The organism is Brevundimonas sp. Leaf168 (genome assembly GCF_001423685.1).
GTDB classification, from domain to species: domain Bacteria; phylum Pseudomonadota; class Alphaproteobacteria; order Caulobacterales; family Caulobacteraceae; genus Brevundimonas; species Brevundimonas vesicularis_C.
Genome location: NZ_LMOY01000011.1, coordinates 19,339 through 37,863, shown reverse-complemented (window position 1 = coordinate 37,863; position 18,525 = coordinate 19,339). Strand labels below are relative to the sequence as shown.

The 18,525-nt window shown below is 67.6% G+C and carries 15 protein-coding genes; 5 read left to right on the top strand and 10 right to left on the bottom strand.

The window, feature by feature from the left end:
• Positions 1 to 141 precede the first annotated feature (141 nt).
• The gene (gene ubiG / locus ASF81_RS11770) at positions 142 to 960 is read right to left on the bottom strand and encodes a bifunctional 2-polyprenyl-6-hydroxyphenol methylase/3-demethylubiquinol 3-O-methyltransferase UbiG (RefSeq protein ID WP_156363247.1); all 819 of its coding nucleotides are present in this window, start codon (positions 958 to 960) and stop codon (positions 142 to 144) included.
• Between the two features lie 56 nt (positions 961 to 1,016).
• On the opposite strand from ubiG, the gene ASF81_RS11765 reads away from it, so the two are divergent.
• The 4 genes from ASF81_RS11765 to ispG all read left to right on the top strand — a co-directional run bounded on the left by ASF81_RS11765 (position 1,017) and on the right by ispG (position 7,013).
• Complete coding sequence (locus tag ASF81_RS11765) at positions 1,017 to 2,291, top strand: aspartate kinase (protein WP_055808799.1); 1,275 nt, start codon at positions 1,017 to 1,019, stop codon at positions 2,289 to 2,291.
• 62 nt (positions 2,292 to 2,353) lie between these two features.
• Entirely contained in the window at positions 2,354 to 4,612 is a 2,259-nt protein-coding gene (ptsP, locus tag ASF81_RS11760) for a phosphoenolpyruvate--protein phosphotransferase (RefSeq protein ID WP_369814640.1), read from the top strand.
• Between the two features lie 112 nt (positions 4,613 to 4,724).
• Positions 4,725 to 5,828, top strand: coding sequence for a RodZ family helix-turn-helix domain-containing protein (locus ASF81_RS11755; protein WP_200932957.1), 1,104 nt, complete (start codon positions 4,725 to 4,727; stop codon positions 5,826 to 5,828).
• A 48-nt stretch (positions 5,829 to 5,876) separates the two neighbouring features.
• Positions 5,877 to 7,013 (top strand): flavodoxin-dependent (E)-4-hydroxy-3-methylbut-2-enyl-diphosphate synthase, encoded by a 1,137-nt coding sequence (ispG, locus tag ASF81_RS11750; RefSeq protein WP_055808798.1) that lies wholly within the window; start codon positions 5,877 to 5,879, stop codon positions 7,011 to 7,013.
• Positions 7,014 to 7,115: 102 nt separating this feature from the next.
• On the opposite strand, the gene ASF81_RS11745 is transcribed toward ispG, so the two are convergent.
• From ASF81_RS11745 to ASF81_RS11735, 3 genes are read right to left on the bottom strand one after another with little or no spacing between them, the layout of a single operon-like run.
• Positions 7,116 to 7,892: a sulfite exporter TauE/SafE family protein gene (locus ASF81_RS11745; RefSeq protein WP_055808797.1), complete on the bottom strand. Its 777-nt coding sequence runs from the start codon at positions 7,890 to 7,892 to the stop codon at positions 7,116 to 7,118.
• Between the two features lie 34 nt (positions 7,893 to 7,926).
• Positions 7,927 to 8,367 carry an Rrf2 family transcriptional regulator gene (locus ASF81_RS11740; RefSeq protein WP_055808795.1) on the bottom strand — a complete coding sequence of 147 codons (441 nt, stop codon included), beginning with the start codon at positions 8,365 to 8,367 and terminating at the stop codon, positions 7,927 to 7,929.
• A gap of 57 nt (positions 8,368 to 8,424) precedes the next feature.
• Entirely contained in the window at positions 8,425 to 9,030 is a 606-nt protein-coding gene (locus tag ASF81_RS11735) for a response regulator (RefSeq protein WP_055808793.1), read from the bottom strand.
• Between the two features lie 205 nt (positions 9,031 to 9,235).
• Here ASF81_RS11735 and prfA point away from each other — a divergent pair, with 205 nt between their 5' ends.
• Positions 9,236 to 10,303, top strand: coding sequence for a peptide chain release factor 1 (prfA, locus tag ASF81_RS11730; protein WP_017505440.1), 1,068 nt, complete (start codon positions 9,236 to 9,238; stop codon positions 10,301 to 10,303).
• On the opposite strand, the gene ASF81_RS11725 is transcribed toward prfA, so the two are convergent.
• The 6 genes from ASF81_RS11725 to sucC form a co-directional block, all read right to left on the bottom strand.
• Positions 10,304 to 10,666: a hypothetical protein gene (locus ASF81_RS11725; protein WP_197070946.1), complete on the bottom strand. Its 363-nt coding sequence runs from the start codon at positions 10,664 to 10,666 to the stop codon at positions 10,304 to 10,306.
• A gap of 141 nt (positions 10,667 to 10,807) precedes the next feature.
• Positions 10,808 to 11,419, bottom strand: coding sequence for a glutathione S-transferase family protein (locus ASF81_RS11720; RefSeq protein ID WP_055808791.1), 612 nt, complete (start codon positions 11,417 to 11,419; stop codon positions 10,808 to 10,810).
• Between the two features lie 56 nt (positions 11,420 to 11,475).
• The gene (gene odhB / locus ASF81_RS11715) at positions 11,476 to 13,011 is read right to left on the bottom strand and encodes a 2-oxoglutarate dehydrogenase complex dihydrolipoyllysine-residue succinyltransferase (protein WP_055808789.1); all 1,536 of its coding nucleotides are present in this window, start codon (positions 13,009 to 13,011) and stop codon (positions 11,476 to 11,478) included.
• A gap of 41 nt (positions 13,012 to 13,052) precedes the next feature.
• Positions 13,053 to 16,067 (bottom strand): 2-oxoglutarate dehydrogenase E1 component, encoded by a 3,015-nt coding sequence (locus ASF81_RS11710; protein WP_055808786.1) that lies wholly within the window; start codon positions 16,065 to 16,067, stop codon positions 13,053 to 13,055.
• A 262-nt stretch (positions 16,068 to 16,329) separates the two neighbouring features.
• The gene (sucD, locus tag ASF81_RS11705; RefSeq protein WP_045809475.1) at positions 16,330 to 17,232 is read right to left on the bottom strand and encodes a succinate--CoA ligase subunit alpha; all 903 of its coding nucleotides are present in this window, start codon (positions 17,230 to 17,232) and stop codon (positions 16,330 to 16,332) included.
• Between the two features lie 57 nt (positions 17,233 to 17,289).
• Positions 17,290 to 18,480, bottom strand: a complete 1,191-nt coding sequence (gene sucC / locus ASF81_RS11700) for an ADP-forming succinate--CoA ligase subunit beta (protein ID WP_055808784.1) — start codon at positions 18,478 to 18,480, stop codon at positions 17,290 to 17,292.
• Positions 18,481 to 18,525: the final 45 nt, after the last annotated feature.

The following is an 18,525-nucleotide window of genomic DNA, read 5'->3' as shown; positions in this document are numbered from 1 at the left end:
TTCTCCCTCCCCTTCATGGGGAGGGACGGCAAAGCGAAGCGGAGCCAGGGTGGGGAGGTTAAGGCCACCCCGCTCGCGCCCTTACGCCCCCACCCTGATCGCTGCGCGATCGTCCCTCTCCATGAAGGGGAGGGAGATTGCTTAAGCGCTGCGCGTCGCGACCATCATATAGTTGATGCCCGCATCGTCGGTCTGGCTCCATCGGTCGTGAAGCGGGTCGTAGTTCAGGCCATAGGGCCCCTCGACCGCCACCGGCTCGGCGGCCAGCATCGCGCGGATTTCCTCGGGCTTCAGAAACTGGCGCCAGTCGTGGGTGCCGGCCGGCACCCAGCGCAGGATGTATTCCGCCGCCACCTTGCCCAAGGCCAGCGACTTCAGGGTCCGGTTCAGGGTGGCGACCATCATCACCCCGCCCGGCCGGACCAGGCGCGAACAGGCGCGCACGAAGCCTTCGGGATCGGCGACATGTTCGATCACCTCCATCGTCAGGACCACGTCGAACGGCCCCGCCCCTTCCGCCTCGATCTGTTCGACCGTGGCGGCGCGATAGGCGATATCCAGACCGACCATGTCGGCGTGGGCGCGGGCCGTTCCGATGTTCTCGGACGAGGCGTCGAGAGCGGTGACATCAAAGCCCATCCGCCGCATCGGCTCGGCGATCAGTCCGCCGCCGCATCCCACATCCAGCAGGGTCAGACCTTCGAACGGCGCCCGCGCCTTGGGATCGCGGCCCAGCCGCGTGCAAAGCTGGTCGCGGATCAACGCCAGCCGCGCCGGGTTGAAGCGGTGCAGCGGCGCGAACGGCCCGTGCGCGTCCCACCATTCGGCCGCCTGGGCCGAGAAGCGCGCCACGTCGGCGGGGTCGATCGATGCGCCGAACGCCGTTTCGGACGAATTTTGCGAAAAACCATGCCCCTGTTGGGGTAGGCGAGACGGAGCGGCGCCGTTAGAAGCGGTCATGACGCGAGGGATGAACCTTCGCGCCCTTTCACGCAAGCAGGGGGCGGAACGCCACGATGACGCGGCCCGATACGACACGACTGGTGATGAAGTTCGGCGGCACCTCGATGGGCGACCTCGAACGCATTCGGCGTGCGGCGCGGATCGTCGCAGCCGAAGTGTCGGCGGGCAAACAGGTCGCCGTCGTCGTCTCCGCCATGGCGGGCAAAACCAATGAACTGGTCGCCTGGACCGACGGCGCCGGACCGGCCGCTGCAGGCCTGCCGCTCAGCGACGACGAATATGACGTGGTGGTCGCCTCGGGCGAACAGGTGACTTCGGGCCTGTTGGCCGCGACCCTGCGCAACATGGGCTTCAACGCGCGCTCGTGGATGGGCTGGCAGGTGCCGATCCTGACCGACGACGCCCACGCCCGCGCCCGCATCATCGACATTCCCGGCGAGAAGCTGGGCGCCGCCGTCGACGCCGGCGAGATCGCAATCGTGCCCGGCTTCCAGGGCGTGACGGCGGACGGCAAGATCACGACCCTGGGGCGCGGCGGTTCGGACACCTCGGCGGTCGCCGTGGCGGCGGCCCTGGGCTGCCCCTGCGACATCTATACCGACGTGGACGGCGTCTATACGACCGACCCGCGCATCGAGAACCGCGCGCGCCGCCTGGCCAAGGTGTCCTACGAAGAGATGCTGGAAATGGCGTCCCTGGGCGCCAAGGTGCTGCAGACCCGCTCGGTCGAGTTGGCCATGGCTAAACAGGTGCCGGTCCGCGTCCTTTCAAGCTTTATCGAACCCGACGCGAATGGCGTCATGCCCGACAAGGGTGGAACCCTGATCTGCGACGAGGAGGAGATCGTGGAAAAACGTATCGTGTCCGGTGTGACCATGAGCCGTGACGAGGCCCGCATCACCCTGCTGGGCCTGTCCGACCGGGTGGACGCGCCCGCCGACGTCTTCACGCGCCTGGCCGAGGCCAACGTCAACGTCGACATGATCGTGCAGAGCCAGTCGCGCACCGCCGGAACGGTCAACCTGACCTTCACGACCGGCCGTCGCGACGCCGTGCGCGCCGCCGACCTGATGACCGCCGCCAAGGCGCAGCTCGGCTTCGAGGAAATCCGGGTCGACGAGGACGTGGCCAAGGTCTCGGTCGTCGGCGTGGGCATGCGCAGCCATGCGGGCGTCGCCCAGACCATGTTCAAGGCCCTGGCCGACAAGGGCGTGAAGTTCCAGGCGATCTCGACCTCCGAGATCAAGATCAGCGTGCTGATCGACGCCGCCTACGCCGAGCTGGCCGTTCGCGCCCTGCATTCGGCATATGGGCTGGACGCGGTATAGGGTGATTTCAGAAGGCGCCTAGGCGCCGGGGCGCGGGAGACATGATGCCGGCAGGCGGCGCGATGACCAGAGGACCCCGGATCCTCCTGCGCCAGATCCGCGAGGCTCTGGGCGGGGCCGGCGCGGGCGCGACGCCGGCGCAGGACCGGCTGAACATGGTCGTCAAGATCATCGCCCGGTCGATGGTCGCCGAGGTCTGCTCCATCTATCTGCGTCGCGCGTCGGGCGAGCTCGAACTGTTCGCCACCGAGGGTCTGAACCCCGACGCCGTGCACAATACCCGGCTGCGGCCCGGCGAGGGCCTGGTGGGCGAGGTGGCGCGGATGGCCCAACCCATCAGCCTGTCGGACGCCCCGTCGCACCCGTCCTTCTCCTATCGCCCCGAGACGGGCGAAGACCCCTATCACGCCTTCCTGGGCGCCCCGCTGCTGCGCGGCGGCCGGGCCATCGGCGTCCTGGTCGTTCAAAACCGCACTGAGCGGCGCTATGACGAGGAAGAGGTCGAGGACATCCAGACCATCGCCATGGTCCTGTCCGAAACCGTGTCGTCGGGCGAGTTGCTGGCGCTGGACGAGCTGCGCGACGTGGAGCTGGCGCCGCACCGGCCCGAACGACTGAAGGGCCAGAAGTTCGCCGACGGCCTGGCCTTCGGCCATGTGGTTCTGCACGAGGCGCCGCTGGCGCCCGAACGCCTGCTATCCGACGACCCGGCGATGGAGGAGGCGCGGCTGAAGCTGGCGCTGGCCACGCTGAAGAGCGGCCTGGATGTCATGCTGGACAAGGGTCAGGGCCTGGCCGGTCCGTCGTTCGAGGTGCTGGAAACCTATCGGATGTTCGCCGACGACCGGGGCTGGAACCGGTCGCTGGAGGAGGCGGTGCGGAACGGCCTGACGGCCGAGGCGGCGGTGGACCGCGTCCGAAACGAACACCGCGCCCGCTTCGCCCAGGCGCGCGACCCCTATATCCGCGAGCGGCTGCACGACTTCGAGGACCTGGCCAACCGGCTGCTGCGGGTGCTGGCGGGCGACAAGCCGGGCGAGCGCGAACTGCCCGACGACGCCATCCTGGTGGCGCGCAACCTGGGCCCCGCCGACCTCTTGGAATATCCGCGCGACAAGCTGAAGGGGCTGTTGCTGGAAGAGGGCTCGGCCGCCAGCCACGCCGCCATCGTCGCCCGCGCGCTGCAGATCCCGTGCGTCGGTCGTCTGATGGGCCTGCGCGACCGGCTGTCGGAAGGCGACATGGTCATCGCCGACGGCGAGACCGGCGAGACCTATCTGCGTCCCCGCCCCGACATGCTGGAGGCCGTGCAGTCGCGCATGGCCGTGCGCGAACAGCGCCAGGCCGAGTTCGCCCAGCTACGCGACGTGCCGGCCGTGACCCTGGACGGGCAGCGGATCACGGTCCTGACCAACGCCGGGCTGGCGGTCGATCTGGAAAACATGATCGAGACGGGCGCCGAGGGCATCGGCCTGTTCCGCACCGAATTCCAGTTCATGGTCTCGGACGAACTGCCGCGGCTGGACGCCCAGACGGCGCTCTACAAGCTGGTGCTGGACGCGGCGGGCGACAAACCCGTGACCTTCCGCACCCTGGACATCGGCGGCGACAAGGTCCTGCCGTATCTGGAAGCCGAGCGCGAAGAGAACCCCGCGCTGGGCCGCCGCGCCATCCGCCTGGGTCTGGACCGACCGTCGCTTTTGCGAATGCAGCTTCGGGCGCTGCTGGCGGCGGGGGCCGGGCGCGAACTGCGCGTCATGTTCCCGATGATCGCCACGGTGGACGAGTTCCGGGCCGCGCGCGAGCTGGTCGATATCGAATGCGCTTGGGCGCGGCGTCGCGGGCGCGCTTTGCCCGCCCTGCTGCGCGTCGGGGCGATGGTCGAATGCCCGTCGTTGCTGTGGCATCTGGACGCCTTGCTGCCGCTGACGGATTTCGTCTCCATCGGCACCAACGACCTGTTCCAGTACATGTATGCGGCCGACCGGACCAATCCGCTGGTGTCGGATCGCTACGACCCGCTGTCGCCGCCGACCCTGCGTGCGCTCCAGACCATCCAGAAGGCCTGCGCCGACACCGGCACGCCGGTCTCGATCTGCGGCGAACTGGCGGGGCGGCCGCTGGAGGCCTTCGCTCTGATCGTGCTGGGCTTCACCCGACTGTCGGCGCCGGCGGGCGGGGTCGGGCCGGTCAAGCGGATGATCCTGTCGGCGGACCTGAATGCGGCCCGGCGCGGCATGGCCAATCTGCTGAACCTGTCCACCGGCTCGGTTCGTAACGAGATTGAATCCCTGGCGCGCAAGCTGAACGTCGCGGTCTGATCGCAGCCGTCTGGACGCACGGGCGGCGTTGCTGGTCGGCGCGCAATCGTCTATCTCGGGCCCTGTGAACGGCGCGTCGGCGCTGTGTTTCCCGGACATGGGGTCAGGCGTCATGACGCTGAATGCGGGGGTCGCCCCCGAGGCGATCGAAAGCATTGCGGACCGGCCCGATCCGACGGCCGCCTTCGTCGACGCCGCGACCCTGGGCGACGGTTTTCGCGCCGCCCGCGAGCGGTCGGGCAAGTCGGCGGCCGAACTGGCGGCCGAGACCAAGGTGCATCGCCGGTTCCTGACCGCCCTGGAGCAGAACGACTGGTCGTCCCTGCCCTCGCGGGTCTTCGCCCTGGGCTATGTGCGGGCCTATGCCTCGGCCCTGGCGCTGGACGAACAGACCGCCGTCGAGCGGTTCAAGCGCGAGAGCCCCGACACCTCCGTGCCGCTGAAGGCGCCCATCGGCATCGCCTTCGAGGACGTGAAACGCCATTCGCCGCGCATCGTCGCGGGCATCGCCACCGTGGTGGTCGCCGTCATCGGCTGGAACGTGTTCCAGCGCGCCAGCCTGCATCAGACCGCCCATCCGTCCGATATCGCCGCCGTGCCGAAGACCTGGACCGGGGCGGCCGATCCGGATCCGCAGGTCGCGCTCAGCGCGCCCATGTCCGCCCCGCCCGACCAGACGACGCCGGCGCTGTATATCACACCAGGGCTGGAGGCCGAACTGACCGGGGTCGATCCGACCGATCCGGCCGTGATCGCCGCCGCCGCCAATCCGGAGCCGGTGCAGAAGGCGTTCAACCCGCGCGGGGCCGTCTATGGCGCCTCGGCCAACGCCTCGATGGTGGTGATCCAGGCCAAGACGGCCGGCGCCCTGGTCGTTCGGCTGGGCGACGGTCAGGCCCTGTTCGCGCGTCAGATGGCGCCGGGCGAGGCCTGGCGCGCGCCCATCGGCGTGGCGGCGACGGTGGACGTGTCCGACCCGGCGGCTTTCGACGTCTTCCTTAACGGCGAGTACGGCGGACCCTTGGCCGGAGTGCTGACGCCGCTGGCGCAGTTGAACAGTCGCGCGGATCAGGCGGCCAAGGCGCTGGCCGCCAGCCAGGCGCGCGCCCAGGTCCAGGCTCAGGCCGCCCAGGCCCGGACCCAGGCGGCCGCGACGCCAGGGGCGACGCCTTCCCCTGCGCCCGCGCCCTCTTCACCCGCCCCCGCGCCGAACTGATGCGTCGGCCGTGGTCCCGCCGTCATCATCGGCCTATATGATGCTCCCATGAGCGATCACACGCACGTCCGACCCTGGCGCCACATCGAGCGTCGCAAGAGCCGCCAGATCCGCGTCGGCTCCGTCCTGGTGGGCGGCGACGCCCCGATCAGCGTCCAGTCGATGACCAATACGCCGACGACGGACGCGGCGGCGACCATCGACCAGATCCGTCAGCTGGAAGAGGCCGGCGCCGATATCGTGCGCGTCTCCTGCCCCGACGTGGAATCGACCGCCGCCTTCAGGACCATCGTGCGCGAGGCCAAGGTCCCCTTGGTCGCCGACATCCACTTCCACTACAAGCGCGGCATCGAGGCGGCCGAGGCGGGCGCCGCCTGCCTGCGCATCAACCCGGGCAACATCGGTTCGGCCGACCGCGTCCGCGACGTGATCCAGGCGGCCAAGGACAATGGCTGCTCGATGCGGATCGGCGTCAACGCCGGCTCGCTGGAAAAGGAACTTCTGGAAAAGTACGGCGAACCCTGCCCCGACGCCATGGTCGAGAGCGCCCTGAACCACGCCCGCATCCTGCAGGACCACGACTTCCACGAGTTCAAGATTTCGGTGAAGGCGTCCGACCCGTTCCTGACCGTCGCCGCCTATCAGCAGCTGGCCGAGGCGATCGACTGCCCGCTTCATCTGGGCGTGACCGAGGCGGGGCCGTTGCGCACCGGCACCATCAAGTCCGCCATCGGCCTGGGGTCGATGCTGTGGGCCGGGATCGGCGACACCATCCGCGTGTCCCTGGCCGCCGATCCGGTCGAGGAGATCAAGGTCGGCTTCGACATCCTGAAGTCGCTGGGTCTGCGCCACCGCGGGGTCAACATCATCGCCTGCCCGTCCTGCGCGCGTCAGGGCTTCAACGTCATCGAGACGGTGGCGGTGCTGGAAGAGAAGCTGGCCCATATCTCGACGCCGATGAGCCTGTCGGTGATCGGCTGCGTCGTGAACGGACCGGGCGAGGCTCTCTATACCGACATCGGCTTCACCGGCGGCGGCAAGGGCGCGGGCATGATCTATCTGAACGGCAAGATCGCCCACAAACAGGCCAACGACGGCATGATCGACCACATCGTCGACCTAGTCGAACAAAAGGCCGCCGAACTGGACGCCGCACGCGCGGCGGCGCTTCAGGCGGCGGAGTAGGCTGCGGAAGCCGCTTATGCAGGGTGGCGATGCCGGCGGTATTCGGAAATCAAAGTCGAAGTTGGATCGGCGGCGGGCGCGAACCCTCCGCCGTTTTGCGTTTTAGATCACTTTGAACAGCCGCAGGGCCTGATAGCCGGCGGACAGGAGCACCACGGCGCCGACGCCGTAGGTGAGAGCCCGGCGCGGGGCGATGCGGGCGATGACGCCGGCGAAGGGGGCGGCGATCAGGCCGCCGATGATCAGGCCCAGCACGGCCATGGCGTGGGTGGAGAAGCCCTCGGCCTCCTGCCAGTGACCGGTCAGCAGGGCGGCGAGGAAGGTGGCGGAAATGGCGGAGGTGACGAAGAACTCAGCCGTATTGGTGGTGCCGATCGAGACGCGCGGATCCTGGCCCGTGCCGACCAGGGTGGTGGTGACCGTGGGTCCCCAGCCGCCGCCGCCGATGGCGTCGAAGAAGCCGCCGACCAGACCCAGGGGGCCGGCGAACTTGCGCGGGAAGATCCGCTCGCGCGTCTGACGGGTGGCGCGCCAGATGATCACCACGCCCATGATGGCCAGATACGTGGTGATGAAGGGCTTCAGCAGATCGCCGTCGATGCTGGTCAGGACGAAGGCGCCGAAGCCGCCGCCGACGACCCCGCCGAGCGCCAGCGGCACGAACAGCTTCCAGTTCACGTTCTTGTTGACCGTATGCGACCCGGCCGAGGCCGCCGTGGTGAAGACCTCGGCGGCGTGGACGCTGGCCGACGCCGTCGCGGGCGGCACGCCGAACGACAGCAGGACGGTGGAGGAGATCACGCCATAGGCCATGCCCAGCGCCCCATCCACGATCTGGGCCAGAAATCCGACGGCGAGGAAGAGCAGGAAATCTTGCATGACGGCCTCTGGAGTGGGGAGCGAACGGTGCGGGCTATTTCCCTAGTCGGTCAATAGGAGAAGAAGTGACGGCGGCTTGCAGAAGGGTTCGCGCCTCGAAGACGGCGGCGATCGCGTCGCGCCCGTCCTGAAGCACGGGCTGCAACGGACAGGTCTCGACATCCGGGCAGGTTTCGCACGGGCCGTAGGCGGTGCGCGAGGCGCAGGGCGCGAGGGCCAGGGGGCCTTCCAGCGCGCGGATGACGTCGGCGAAGCTGATGGCGTCGGCGGGCGCGCCCAGCGCATAGCCGCCCGCCCTGCCCCGCTTCGAAGCCAGCAGACCCTGACGACGCAGGTCCAGCAGGATGGCCTCTAGGAACTTTCGCGGAGCCGCCGCCGCCTCGGCGATCTCTGCGATGGTCGCGGGGCCGCCATCCGGCAGACCGGCCAGATGCACCATGGCGCGCAGGGCGTAGCGGGACCGGTTCGACAGCATGATCCGTGATCGCCCGCCTGCGCCTTAGACGCAAGCTGGGGGATCTGGATCCCACCCTCAGGCGAGGCGCGCCACAGCCTCCAGGATTTGCGCACCGTTGTAGGGTTTCAGCACCAGGGCTTCGGCCATGTCCGCATTCTTCGCGGCGGCGGCGACATCGCCGGAAATGAAGATGACCCGTACGGCCCAGCGGTCCGTCAGGACGCGGGCCAGTTCCACCCCGGTCATCTCGCCCGACAGGTTGATGTCCAGCAAGGCCGCATCGATGCTGTGCAGCGCAGCGGCGGCCTCGGCGGCGGCGGCGCTGTGGAACGGGCCGACGACATTGTGGCCCGCCTCGGTCAGCAGTTCGGTCAGGGAGGCGGCGGCGTCGGGATCGTCCTCGACCACCAGAAGGGTCAGGGCCTCGACCTCGGCCGGCGCCGTGGCGTCAAGCGGCGCCTGGCGGGTGACGACGGCGCGAAGGTCGCGCCAGACCTCGGTCGAGGGGCGGTCGGTGTCCAGATCGTAGATGGCGGCCATGGCCCTCAGTTCGCGGGCGTCCTCGGGCGACAGGTCGCCGCCGGTCTCGGCCAGACGGCTGTCGTACAGGCGGCACAGGCGATCGACGCTTTCGGCGACCTCGGCGGCGTCGGGCTGCGATGGGGGCGGGCGATCGAACATGGCGTCCTCCTCACGGTTGTTCGGCCTCAACTAATGGCTTTGAGCCGATTGCGTCACCGCGACTGACGCCATCGTGACCCGGCCGTTATCGCCGATCACAAGCGCGGCGCCGGCGCCGGTTCACGCCCCGACACGGCTTGCAATCGACACGACGGCCCCCGGCGGGTAAGGACGGCGCTCCGCTTTTTCTCAGGACATTTCCCTCTTGCGACTGCCCCAGGCCCGTCTCGATCAGGTGCTCGACCGTTTCCACGAGGTGGAGGCGCGCATGGGTTCGGCGACCGACGGCGCCGAGATCGTGCGGCTGTCCAAGGAGCACGCCGAGCTGAAGCCCGTCGTCGATGCGGTCCAGGGCCTGGCCAGGGCGCGCGCCGAAATGGCGGACCTGGAGGCCATGACGGCCGATCCTGAAATGGCGGCGATGGCCGAGGAGGAGCTGCGGGCGCTGACCGACAGGCTGCCCGAGCTGGAACGCGAGGTCGCCCTGCTGCTGGCCCCGCGCGACGCCGACGAGAACGCCTCGGCCGTTCTGGAAGTGCGCGCCGGCACCGGCGGGGACGAGGCGGCCCTGTTCGCAGGTGATCTGTTCCGCATGTATTCGCGCTACGCCTCAACGCGCGGCTGGCGGATCGAGCTGGATTCCGCGACCGAGGGCGACGCCGGCGGCTATAAGGAGATCATCGCCACGGTGACGGGCGAGGGCGTGTTCGGCCGGCTGAAGTTCGAAAGCGGCGTTCACCGGGTGCAGCGGGTGCCGACGACCGAGTCGCAAGGGCGCATCCACACCTCCGCGGCGACGGTGGCGGTCCTACCCGAGGTGGAGGACGTGGAGATCGAAATCCACGACAAGGACATCCGCATCGACACCTTCCGCGCGTCGGGTTCGGGCGGTCAGCACGTCAATACGACCGATTCCGCCGTACGCATCACCCACCTGCCCACCGGCATCATGGTGACGTCGTCGGAGAAGTCCCAGCACGTCAACCGCGACAAGGCGATGAAGAACCTGCGCGTGCGCCTGTACGACATGCAGCGCCAGGCCAAGGACCTGGCCCGTTCGGACAGCCGCAAGTCCCAGGTCGGGTCGGGCGACCGGTCCGAACGGATCCGCACCTACAACTATCCGCAAGGGCGGGTCAGCGATCACCGCATCAACCTGACCCTGCACAGCCTGCCCCAGATCATGGAAGGCGACATCGATCCGCTGCTGAACGCCCTGATCGCCGAGGACCAGGCGGCGCGTCTGGCCGACCTGGAAGCCGAGTTCGGCTGATCAGCCCAGGACGCCGGTCAGCGGCAGCCACAGCACCACGCCAGTGACGGCGGTATAGGCGGCGAAGGCATGCACCGACTTCAACCGGCCGCTGGCCAGGGGGCTGTCGAGATCGGCGCGGTTTACCCACAGTAGATAGGCGGCCTGGATCGCCCAACCGGCGAGAAAGGCGACCACGGCCCAAGCGCTGAGCGCCGCCAGCGCGACGCCCGACATCAGCACCACCACGCCGCCCAGGGCGATCACGCCGTCTGCGATCTGATCGTTAGCGGGAACGGCGATGACGCCGGCCAAGGCCCGTTGCAGACGCCAGTTGAGCCAGGCCTGATACAAAAGCATCAGTCCGCCCAAGACGTAGAACATCCCTATCGCGCGCGCCGCCCACTCCATGTCCGAAATAAGGCGCCATTTTCGGCGCTTGTAATCAGGGAAAATGCGGCGCCGATTCGGATCGTTAACGACCGGCGCAAATTAGACACAACCGTTGGTCTGCGAGCGCGCCCGCTAAGCTTTGGCGGCCAGGGCGCGCTGAACCGCCGGACGCGCCTTCATGCGCTCGAAATGCGCCTGGACGCGTGGGAACGCGGCGATGTCCACGCCGTCGCTTTCCAGCCAGCCGGCGAAGGTGAACAGATAGGGGTCCGCGACCGTATAGGCGTCGCCCATCGCCCATTCGCCGGTCAGGTCCGCCTCGATCCGGGCGAAGCCGTCGCGCATGTTCTGCGTGACCTTGGCCGCCATTGACGCCTGGGCGGCGGCATCGTCGCTCCAGCGCGCGGCGCGACGACCGTGGGCGTGGGCGACGTGGATGGTGGTGGCCAGAAAGAGGTTGAACGCCTGCATCCGCGCAAAGGCGAAGGGATCGCTCGGCGCCAAGAGGCCGGGCGGCGACAGGGCGGCGATGTGCGCCAGAATGGCCGGGCTCTCGGTCAGGACGCCCTGATCGGTCGCGAGCGCAGGAACGCGCCCCTTGGGATTGATCGCCAGATAGGCCGTCTCGCGCTGCTCGGCCTTGGCGAAATCGACCAGACGAACCTCATAGGCCAGCCCCGACTCTTCCAGCGCAATATGGCTGGCCCGGCTGCAGGATCCGGTCGCGGCGTAGAGGGTCAGCATGGTCGCGCCTCGCACCAAAGAAAAAGGCGACGAAATCATCGCCGCCTTTCAGGAAATCAGAGGTCCAGCAGGGCCCGCGCCGGATCTTCCAGCAGTTCCTTGACCCGGACCAGGAAGGTCACGGCTTCCTTGCCGTCCACGATGCGGTGATCGTAGCTGAGGGCCAGATACATCATCGGGCGGATCTTGACCTCGCCGTTGATGGCCATCGGGCGCTGGACGATGTTGTGCATGCCCAGGATGCCCGACTGCGGCGCGTTCAAGATCGGCGTCGACATCAGCGAGCCATAGGTGCCGCCGTTGGTGATGGTGAAGGTGCCGCCCTGCATCTGATCCATGGTCAGCGAGCCGTCACGTGCGGCCTTGCCCAGGGCGCCGATGCCCTTTTCGATGCCGGCGAGCGACAGGGTGTCGGCGTCACGCAGGACAGGAACCACCAGACCCTTGTCGGTGCCGACGGCGACGCCGATGTCGTAGTGGTTCTTGTAGATGATGTCGGTGCCGTCGATCTCGGCGTTGACGGCCGGGATCTCATGCAGGGCCGCGACGACGGCCTTGGTGAAGAAGGACATGAAGCCCAGCTTCACGCCGTGGCGCTTTTCGAACACGTCCTTGTACTGGGCGCGCAGGGCCATGACGTTGGTCATGTCCACCTCGTTGAAGGTGGTCAGCTGGGCGGCCGTGTTCTGCGATTCCTTCAGGCGACGGGCGATGGTCTGACGCAGGCGCGTCATCTTCACCCGCTCTTCACGCGGCTGGTCAGCGCGCGGGGCGGCCGGCGCGGCGGCGGCAGGGGCCGGAGCCAAGGCCTGGCCGATAGCGGCGATGGCGTCGGCCTTGGTGATATTGCCCTTCGGTCCCGTGGCGGCGAGGGCCTTGGGATCCAGATTGTTCTCGCCGACCACGCGCTGGACGGCGGGCGACAGGGTTTCGTTCTTGGCGGCCGAGACCTGGGCCGAGCCGGTGTTGGCCGGAGCGGCGGCGGGCGCCGGAGCCGCGGCGGCCGGCGCGCTCGCCGCGCCCGAACCCGAGCCCGACCCCGAGATGGAGCCGATCTTCTGGCCCGGCGTGACGGTCGCGCCTTCGTCGGCGGCGATGGTCAGGACGCCGTCAGCCGGAGCCGACACCTCGACCGCGACCTTGTCGGTCTCGATCTCGACCAGCAGCTCGTCCTTCTTGACCGCATCGCCGTTCTTCTTGACCCACTTGCCCATCGAGCCTTCGGCGACGCTCTCGCCCATGACCGGCACGGTGATGTCGATCGCGGCGGCGGCGGCCGGCGCGGCCTTGGCGTCAGCCTTGGCGGCCTTGGCAGGGGCAGCGGCGGGCGCAGCGGGCGGAGCGGCGGCGGCGGACGCGCCCTCGGTCACCGAACCCAGGACCGTGCCGGGAACGACATTGTCGCCCTCGGCCGCCTTGATGTCGCCCAGCACGCCGTCGGCGGGCGAGACGACCTCCAGCGAGACCTTGTCGGTCTCCAGCTCGACCAGCAGTTCGTCCTTCTTGACCGGATCACCGACCTTCTTGGTCCACTTTGCGATGGTGGCTTCGGTGACGGATTCACCGAGGGCGGGGGTCAGGATGTCGGCCATGTCAGGTCCAGCTCGTCTCTAGTCGGTCTTTTGTACGTGTATCAGGCGAAGGCTTCGGTCGTGAAGGCTTCGAGTTCCTTCAGGTGCCGGCTCATCAGACCGGCGGCGGTCGAGGCCGATCCGGGACGGCCGACGTAGCGGGCGCGCTTGGCCTTCACGTCCAGCTTGTCCAGCGTCAACTCCAGCCACGGATCCACGAAGGTCCAGCCGCCCATGTTCTTCGGCTCTTCCTGGCACCAGACCAGTTCGGCGTTGGGGAAGCGGGCCAGTTCCTTGCGCAGCGACTGGATCGGCCACGGATAGAACTGCTCCAGACGCAGGATGTAGACGTCGTCCACCGCCTGACCGTCCTTGGCCTTCTTCTCGCGCGCGTCCAGCAGATCGTAATAGACCTTGCCCGAACACAGGATGACGCGGCGGATGTCCTTGTCCGCCTTGATCGTGATGCCAGCGATCTCGGGCCGCGTCTGGGCGTCGTCGTGCAGGACGCGGTGGAAGGACGAGCCTTCGGCCAGATCGGCCAGGCTGGATACCGCCTTCTTGTGACGCAACAGCGACTTGGGCGTCATCAGGATCAGCGGCTTGCGGAACGGCCGGTGCATCTGGCGACGCAGGATGTGGAAATAGTTGGCCGGGGTGGTGCAGTTGGCGACCTGCATATTGTCTTCGGCGCACGCCTGCAGGAAGCGCTCCAGACGGGCCGAGGAGTGTTCCGGCCCCTGGCCTTCATAGCCGTGCGGCAGCAGCATGGTCAGGCCGCTCATGCGCAGCCACTTGCGTTCGCCCGAAGAGATGAACTGGTCGATCACTACCTGGGCGCCGTTCACGAAGTCGCCGAACTGGGCTTCCCACATGACCAGCGTATTGGGGTCGGCCAGCGAATAGCCGTACTCGAAGCCCAGCACCGCCTCTTCGGACAGGGCCGAGTCGATGACCTCGAAATTGGCCTGGCCTTCGCGCAGGTTGTTCAGCGGGATGTAGCGCTCTTCGGTCGTCTGATCGATGATGCCCGAGTGACGCTGCGAGAAGGTGCCGCGCACCGAATCCTGCCCCGACAGACGGATCGGGAAGCCTTCATCGACCAGGCTGGCGAAGGCCAGGCTCTCGGCCGTGGCCCAGTCCAGGCCCTGACCCGAGCTGACGGCTTCGCGGCGACCGTCGATGACGCGCTTCAGCGTCTTGTGCATGTCGACGCTGTTGGGGATCGTGGTCAGGCGGTGGCCCAGGTCGGTCAACTTGGCCAGCGGCACGGCGGTGTCGCCGCGCAGCTCGTCCTTGGGCGACTGGAAGCCCTGCCACTGGCCGTCCAGCCAGTCGGCCTTTTCGGCGGACCAGGTCTTGCCGGCCTCGAACTGCTCGTCGAGGAATTTCTCGAACCGCTCGACCTCGGCGTCCACTTCGGCCTGGCTGATCACGCCTTCGGCCACCAGACGCTGCGAATACAGTTCGCGGGTCGAGGGCTGGGCGCGGATCTTCGAATACATCAGCGGCTGGGTGAAGGTGGGGTCGTCGCCTTCGTTGTGGCCGAAGCGGCGGTAGCAGAACATGTCCACCACCACGTCCTTGTGGAACTTCTGGCGGTATTCGGTGGCCACCTTGGCGGCGAAGACGACCGCTTCGGGATCGTCGCCGTTGACGTGGAAGATCGGCGCCTGGACCATCAGGGCCACATCCGACGGATAGGGCGACGAGCGCGAGTTGCGCGGGCTGGTGGTGAAGCCGATCTGGTTGTTGATGACGAAGTGCAGCGTGCCGCCGGTGCGGTAACCCTTCAGCCCCATCAGGGCGAAGCACTCCGCGACCACGCCCTGGCCGGCGAAGGCGGCGTCGCCGTGGATCAGCAGCGGCACGACCTTGGAGCGATCCAGCGCCCACTGGCCTTCCGGCACGCCCTCGTTGGCCTCGCGAATGTCGAACGCCTGTTTGGCGCGCGCCTTGCCCAGCACGACCGGGTTGACGATTTCGAGGTGAGACGGGTTGGCGGTCAGCGACAGGTGGACGTGGTTGCCGTCGAACTCGCGGTTCGACGAGGCGCCCATGTGATATTTGACGTCGCCCGAACCCTCGATGTCGCTCGGCACGGCCGAGCCGCCCTGGAACTCGTGGAAGATGACCTTGTAGGGCTTGCCCATCACGGCGGCGAGCACGTTCAGGCGGCCGCGGTGGGCCATGCCCAGCACGACCTCGTCGACGCCCAGCGAACCGCCGCGCTTGATGACCTGCTCCAGCGCCGGGACCATGGCCTCGCCGCCGTCCAGACCGAAGCGCTTGGTGCCGGGGAAACGCTTGTGCAGGAAGCGTTCGAAGCCTTCGGCCTCGACCAGCTTGGACAGGATGGCCAGCTTGCCTTCCTTGGAGAAGGCGTTCTGCTCGAACTTGTCGGCGCCCTCGAACCGCTGCTGCAGCCAGGATTTCTCTTCCGGTTCAGCGATATGCATGAACTGGATGCCGATATTGCCGCAGTAGGTGCGCTTCAGGATCTCCAGCACTTCGCGGATCGTGCCGGTCTGAAGACCTAGCACGCCGTCCAGGAAGATCGGACGATCCAGATCGGCGCCGCTGAAGCCGTAGAATTCGGGCGTCAGCTCAGGGTTCTCGACCGGCTGCTCGATGCCCAGCGGGTCCAGCTTGGCCTGCAGGTGGCCGCGCACGCGATAGCTGCGGATCAGCATCAGGGCGCGGATGGAATCGTGGGCGGCGGCGCGGATCGCATCGGCCGAGACGTCGGGGGGCGCAGCCTTGGGCGCAGCAGCAGCCGGCGCAGCGCCGGGCTTTTTGGGATCGGGCTTCGGGGCCGGCCAACGGCCGTCGAAGACGCCGGTCTCCTCGGTCGGTTCGGTCGCCACGCCGCGGCCCCAGCTCCCGGCGCCGGCCGAAGCGGTCACCAGCGCGGCGTTGTCGCGCAGCTGGTCGAAGAAGGCTTTCCATTCGGCGGAGACGGAGCCGGGGTCTTTCGCCCACTTCTCCTGAAGCTCCTCGACGTAGGCCGCATTGGACCCGTAAAGGAATGAGGTCTCGGCAAAGACCTGGTTCAGCCGACCGGCATCGTCCGCCATCGTTTCGCAATCCCTGGGCCCCGACGGACACATCTCCGTGAGGGGCGCGCCCGTCATATAGGCGTCGTTTCCTGACGGGTCATGACCGAAACGGGGCAATTTGGTAGGAAATTGGTCGCAGACCCAAGAAAAAACGCCCTCGGCCTGAGCCGAGGGCGTCCATCGATGCGTCACACGGCATTTTTGATGCCGAAAAGGCGCTCAAGCAGCGAGGCGCCGCGCGGCGAGCGTAGCGCCCGCGCGCAGCGCGCACTTCGAAGCCTCAGCCCTTGAGGACTTCGACCAGGGTCTTGCCGAGGCGCGCGGGCGATTCCGACATGCGGATGCCGGCGGCTTCCATCGCCGCGATCTTGGATTCCGCATCGCCCTTGCCGCCCGAGACGACCGCGCCGGCGTGGCCCATGGTGCGACCCTTCGGAGCCGTGCGGCCCGCGATGAAGCCGGCCATCGGCTTCTTGCGGCCCTTCTTGGCTTCGTCGATCAGGAACTGGGCGGCGTCTTCTTCCGCGCCGCCGCCGATTTCGCCGATCATGATGATCGAGGTAGTTTCCTCGTCGGCCAGGAACAGCTCCAGCACGTCGATGAACTCGGTGCCCTTGACCGGGTCGCCGCCGATGCCGACGGCCGTGGTCTGGCCCAGGCCTTCGTTGGTGGTCTGGAACACGGCTTCATAGGTCAGGGTGCCCGAACGCGACACGATGCCGACCGAGCCCTTCTTGAAGATGTTGCCCGGCATGATGCCGATCTTGCACTCGTCCGGCGTCAGGATGCCGGGGCAGTTCGGGCCCAGCAGGCGCGACTTGGAGCCTTCCAGGCGACGCTTGACCTTGACCATGTCCATCACCGGGATGCCCTCGGTGATGCAGGTGATGAAGGGGATTTCGGCGTCGATGGCTTCGATGATCGCGGCGGCCGCGCCCGACGGCGGGACGTAGATCACCGAGGCGTCGGCGCCCGTGGCGTCCTTGGCTTCAGCGACCGAGGCGTAGATCGGCAGGCTCTCACCGTGCGATCCGGTCCAGTTCGTGCCGCCCTTGGAGGGGTGCACGCCGGCGACCATCTGGGTGCCGTGATAGGCCAGGGCCTGTTCGGTGTGGAAGCCGCCGGTCTTGCCGGTCAGGCCCTGGACGATGATCTTGGTGTTCTTGTCGACGAGAATGGACATGGGTCTGTGCTCTGAATTCGATGTGTCAGCGGGGCGGTGGCGAGTAAGGCCGAGGCCTTAGCCGACCGCCGCGACGATCTTCTGGGCGGCGTCGTCGAGGTCGTCGGCGGCCTGGATGGTCAGGCCCGACTCGTTCAGGATTTTCTTGCCCAATTCGGCGTTGGTGCCTTCAAGACGCACGACCAGCGGCACCTTCAGGCCGACTTCCTTCACGGCCGCGACCACGCCCTCGGCGATGACGTCGCACTTCATGATGCCGCCGAAGATGTTGACCAGGATGCCCTGGACGTTCGGGTCGGCGGTGATGATCTTGAAGGCCGCAGCGACCTTCTCCTTGCCGGCGCCGCCGCCGACGTCGCAGAAGTTGGCCGGCTCCTTGCCGTACAGCTTGATGATGTCCATCGTCGCCATGGCGAGCCCTGCGCCATTGACCATGCAGCCGATGTTGCCGTCCAGCGAGACGTAGGCGAGGTCCCACTTGGACGCTTCGATTTCCTTGGCGTCTTCTTCGGTTTCGTCGCGCAGTTCCTTGATGTCGTCGTGGCGGAACAGGGCGTTGCCGTCGAAGCTGACCTTGGCGTCCAGAACGCGCAGGTGGCCGTCCTTCATCACGATCAGGGGGTTCACCTCCAGCATGTCCATGTCCTTCTCGACGAAGGCCTTGTACAGGGCGGGGAACAGCGACTTGGCGTCTTCGGCCGCGGCGCCCGTCAGGCCGTAGGCGGCGACGATGGCGGCGACGTCGGCGTCGGTCACGCCCGCGCTCGGGTCGATGACGATGTTCTGGATCTTCTCGGGCGTGTCGTGGGCGACGGTTTCGATGTCCATGCCGCCTTCGGTCGAGACGACGAAGGCGATGCGGCCATAAGCGCGATCAACCAGCAGCGAGCAGTACAGCTCACGCTCGATGTCGGCGCCGTCCTCGATGTAGAGGCGGTTGACCTGCTTGCCGGCGTCGCCCGTCTGGGCGGTGACCAGGGTGTTGCCCAGCATTTCCTTGGCGTGGGCGACGGCTTCCTCGACCGAGAAGGCCAGGCGAACGCCGCCCTTGGCGTCGGCCGGCAGTTCCTTGAACTTGCCCTTGCCGCGGCCGCCGGCGTGGATCTGCGACTTCACGACATAGAGCGGGCCGGGCAGCGACTTGGCGGCCGCCTCGACCTGATCGACCGACGTCACCGCGACGCCTTCGGCTACGGGTGCGCCGAAGCCTTTGAGGACCTGCTTGGCCTGATATTCGTGAATGTTCATGGGGGACCGTCGCAACCGCTGCTGGGAGAGTTGCGGGGCTTATAG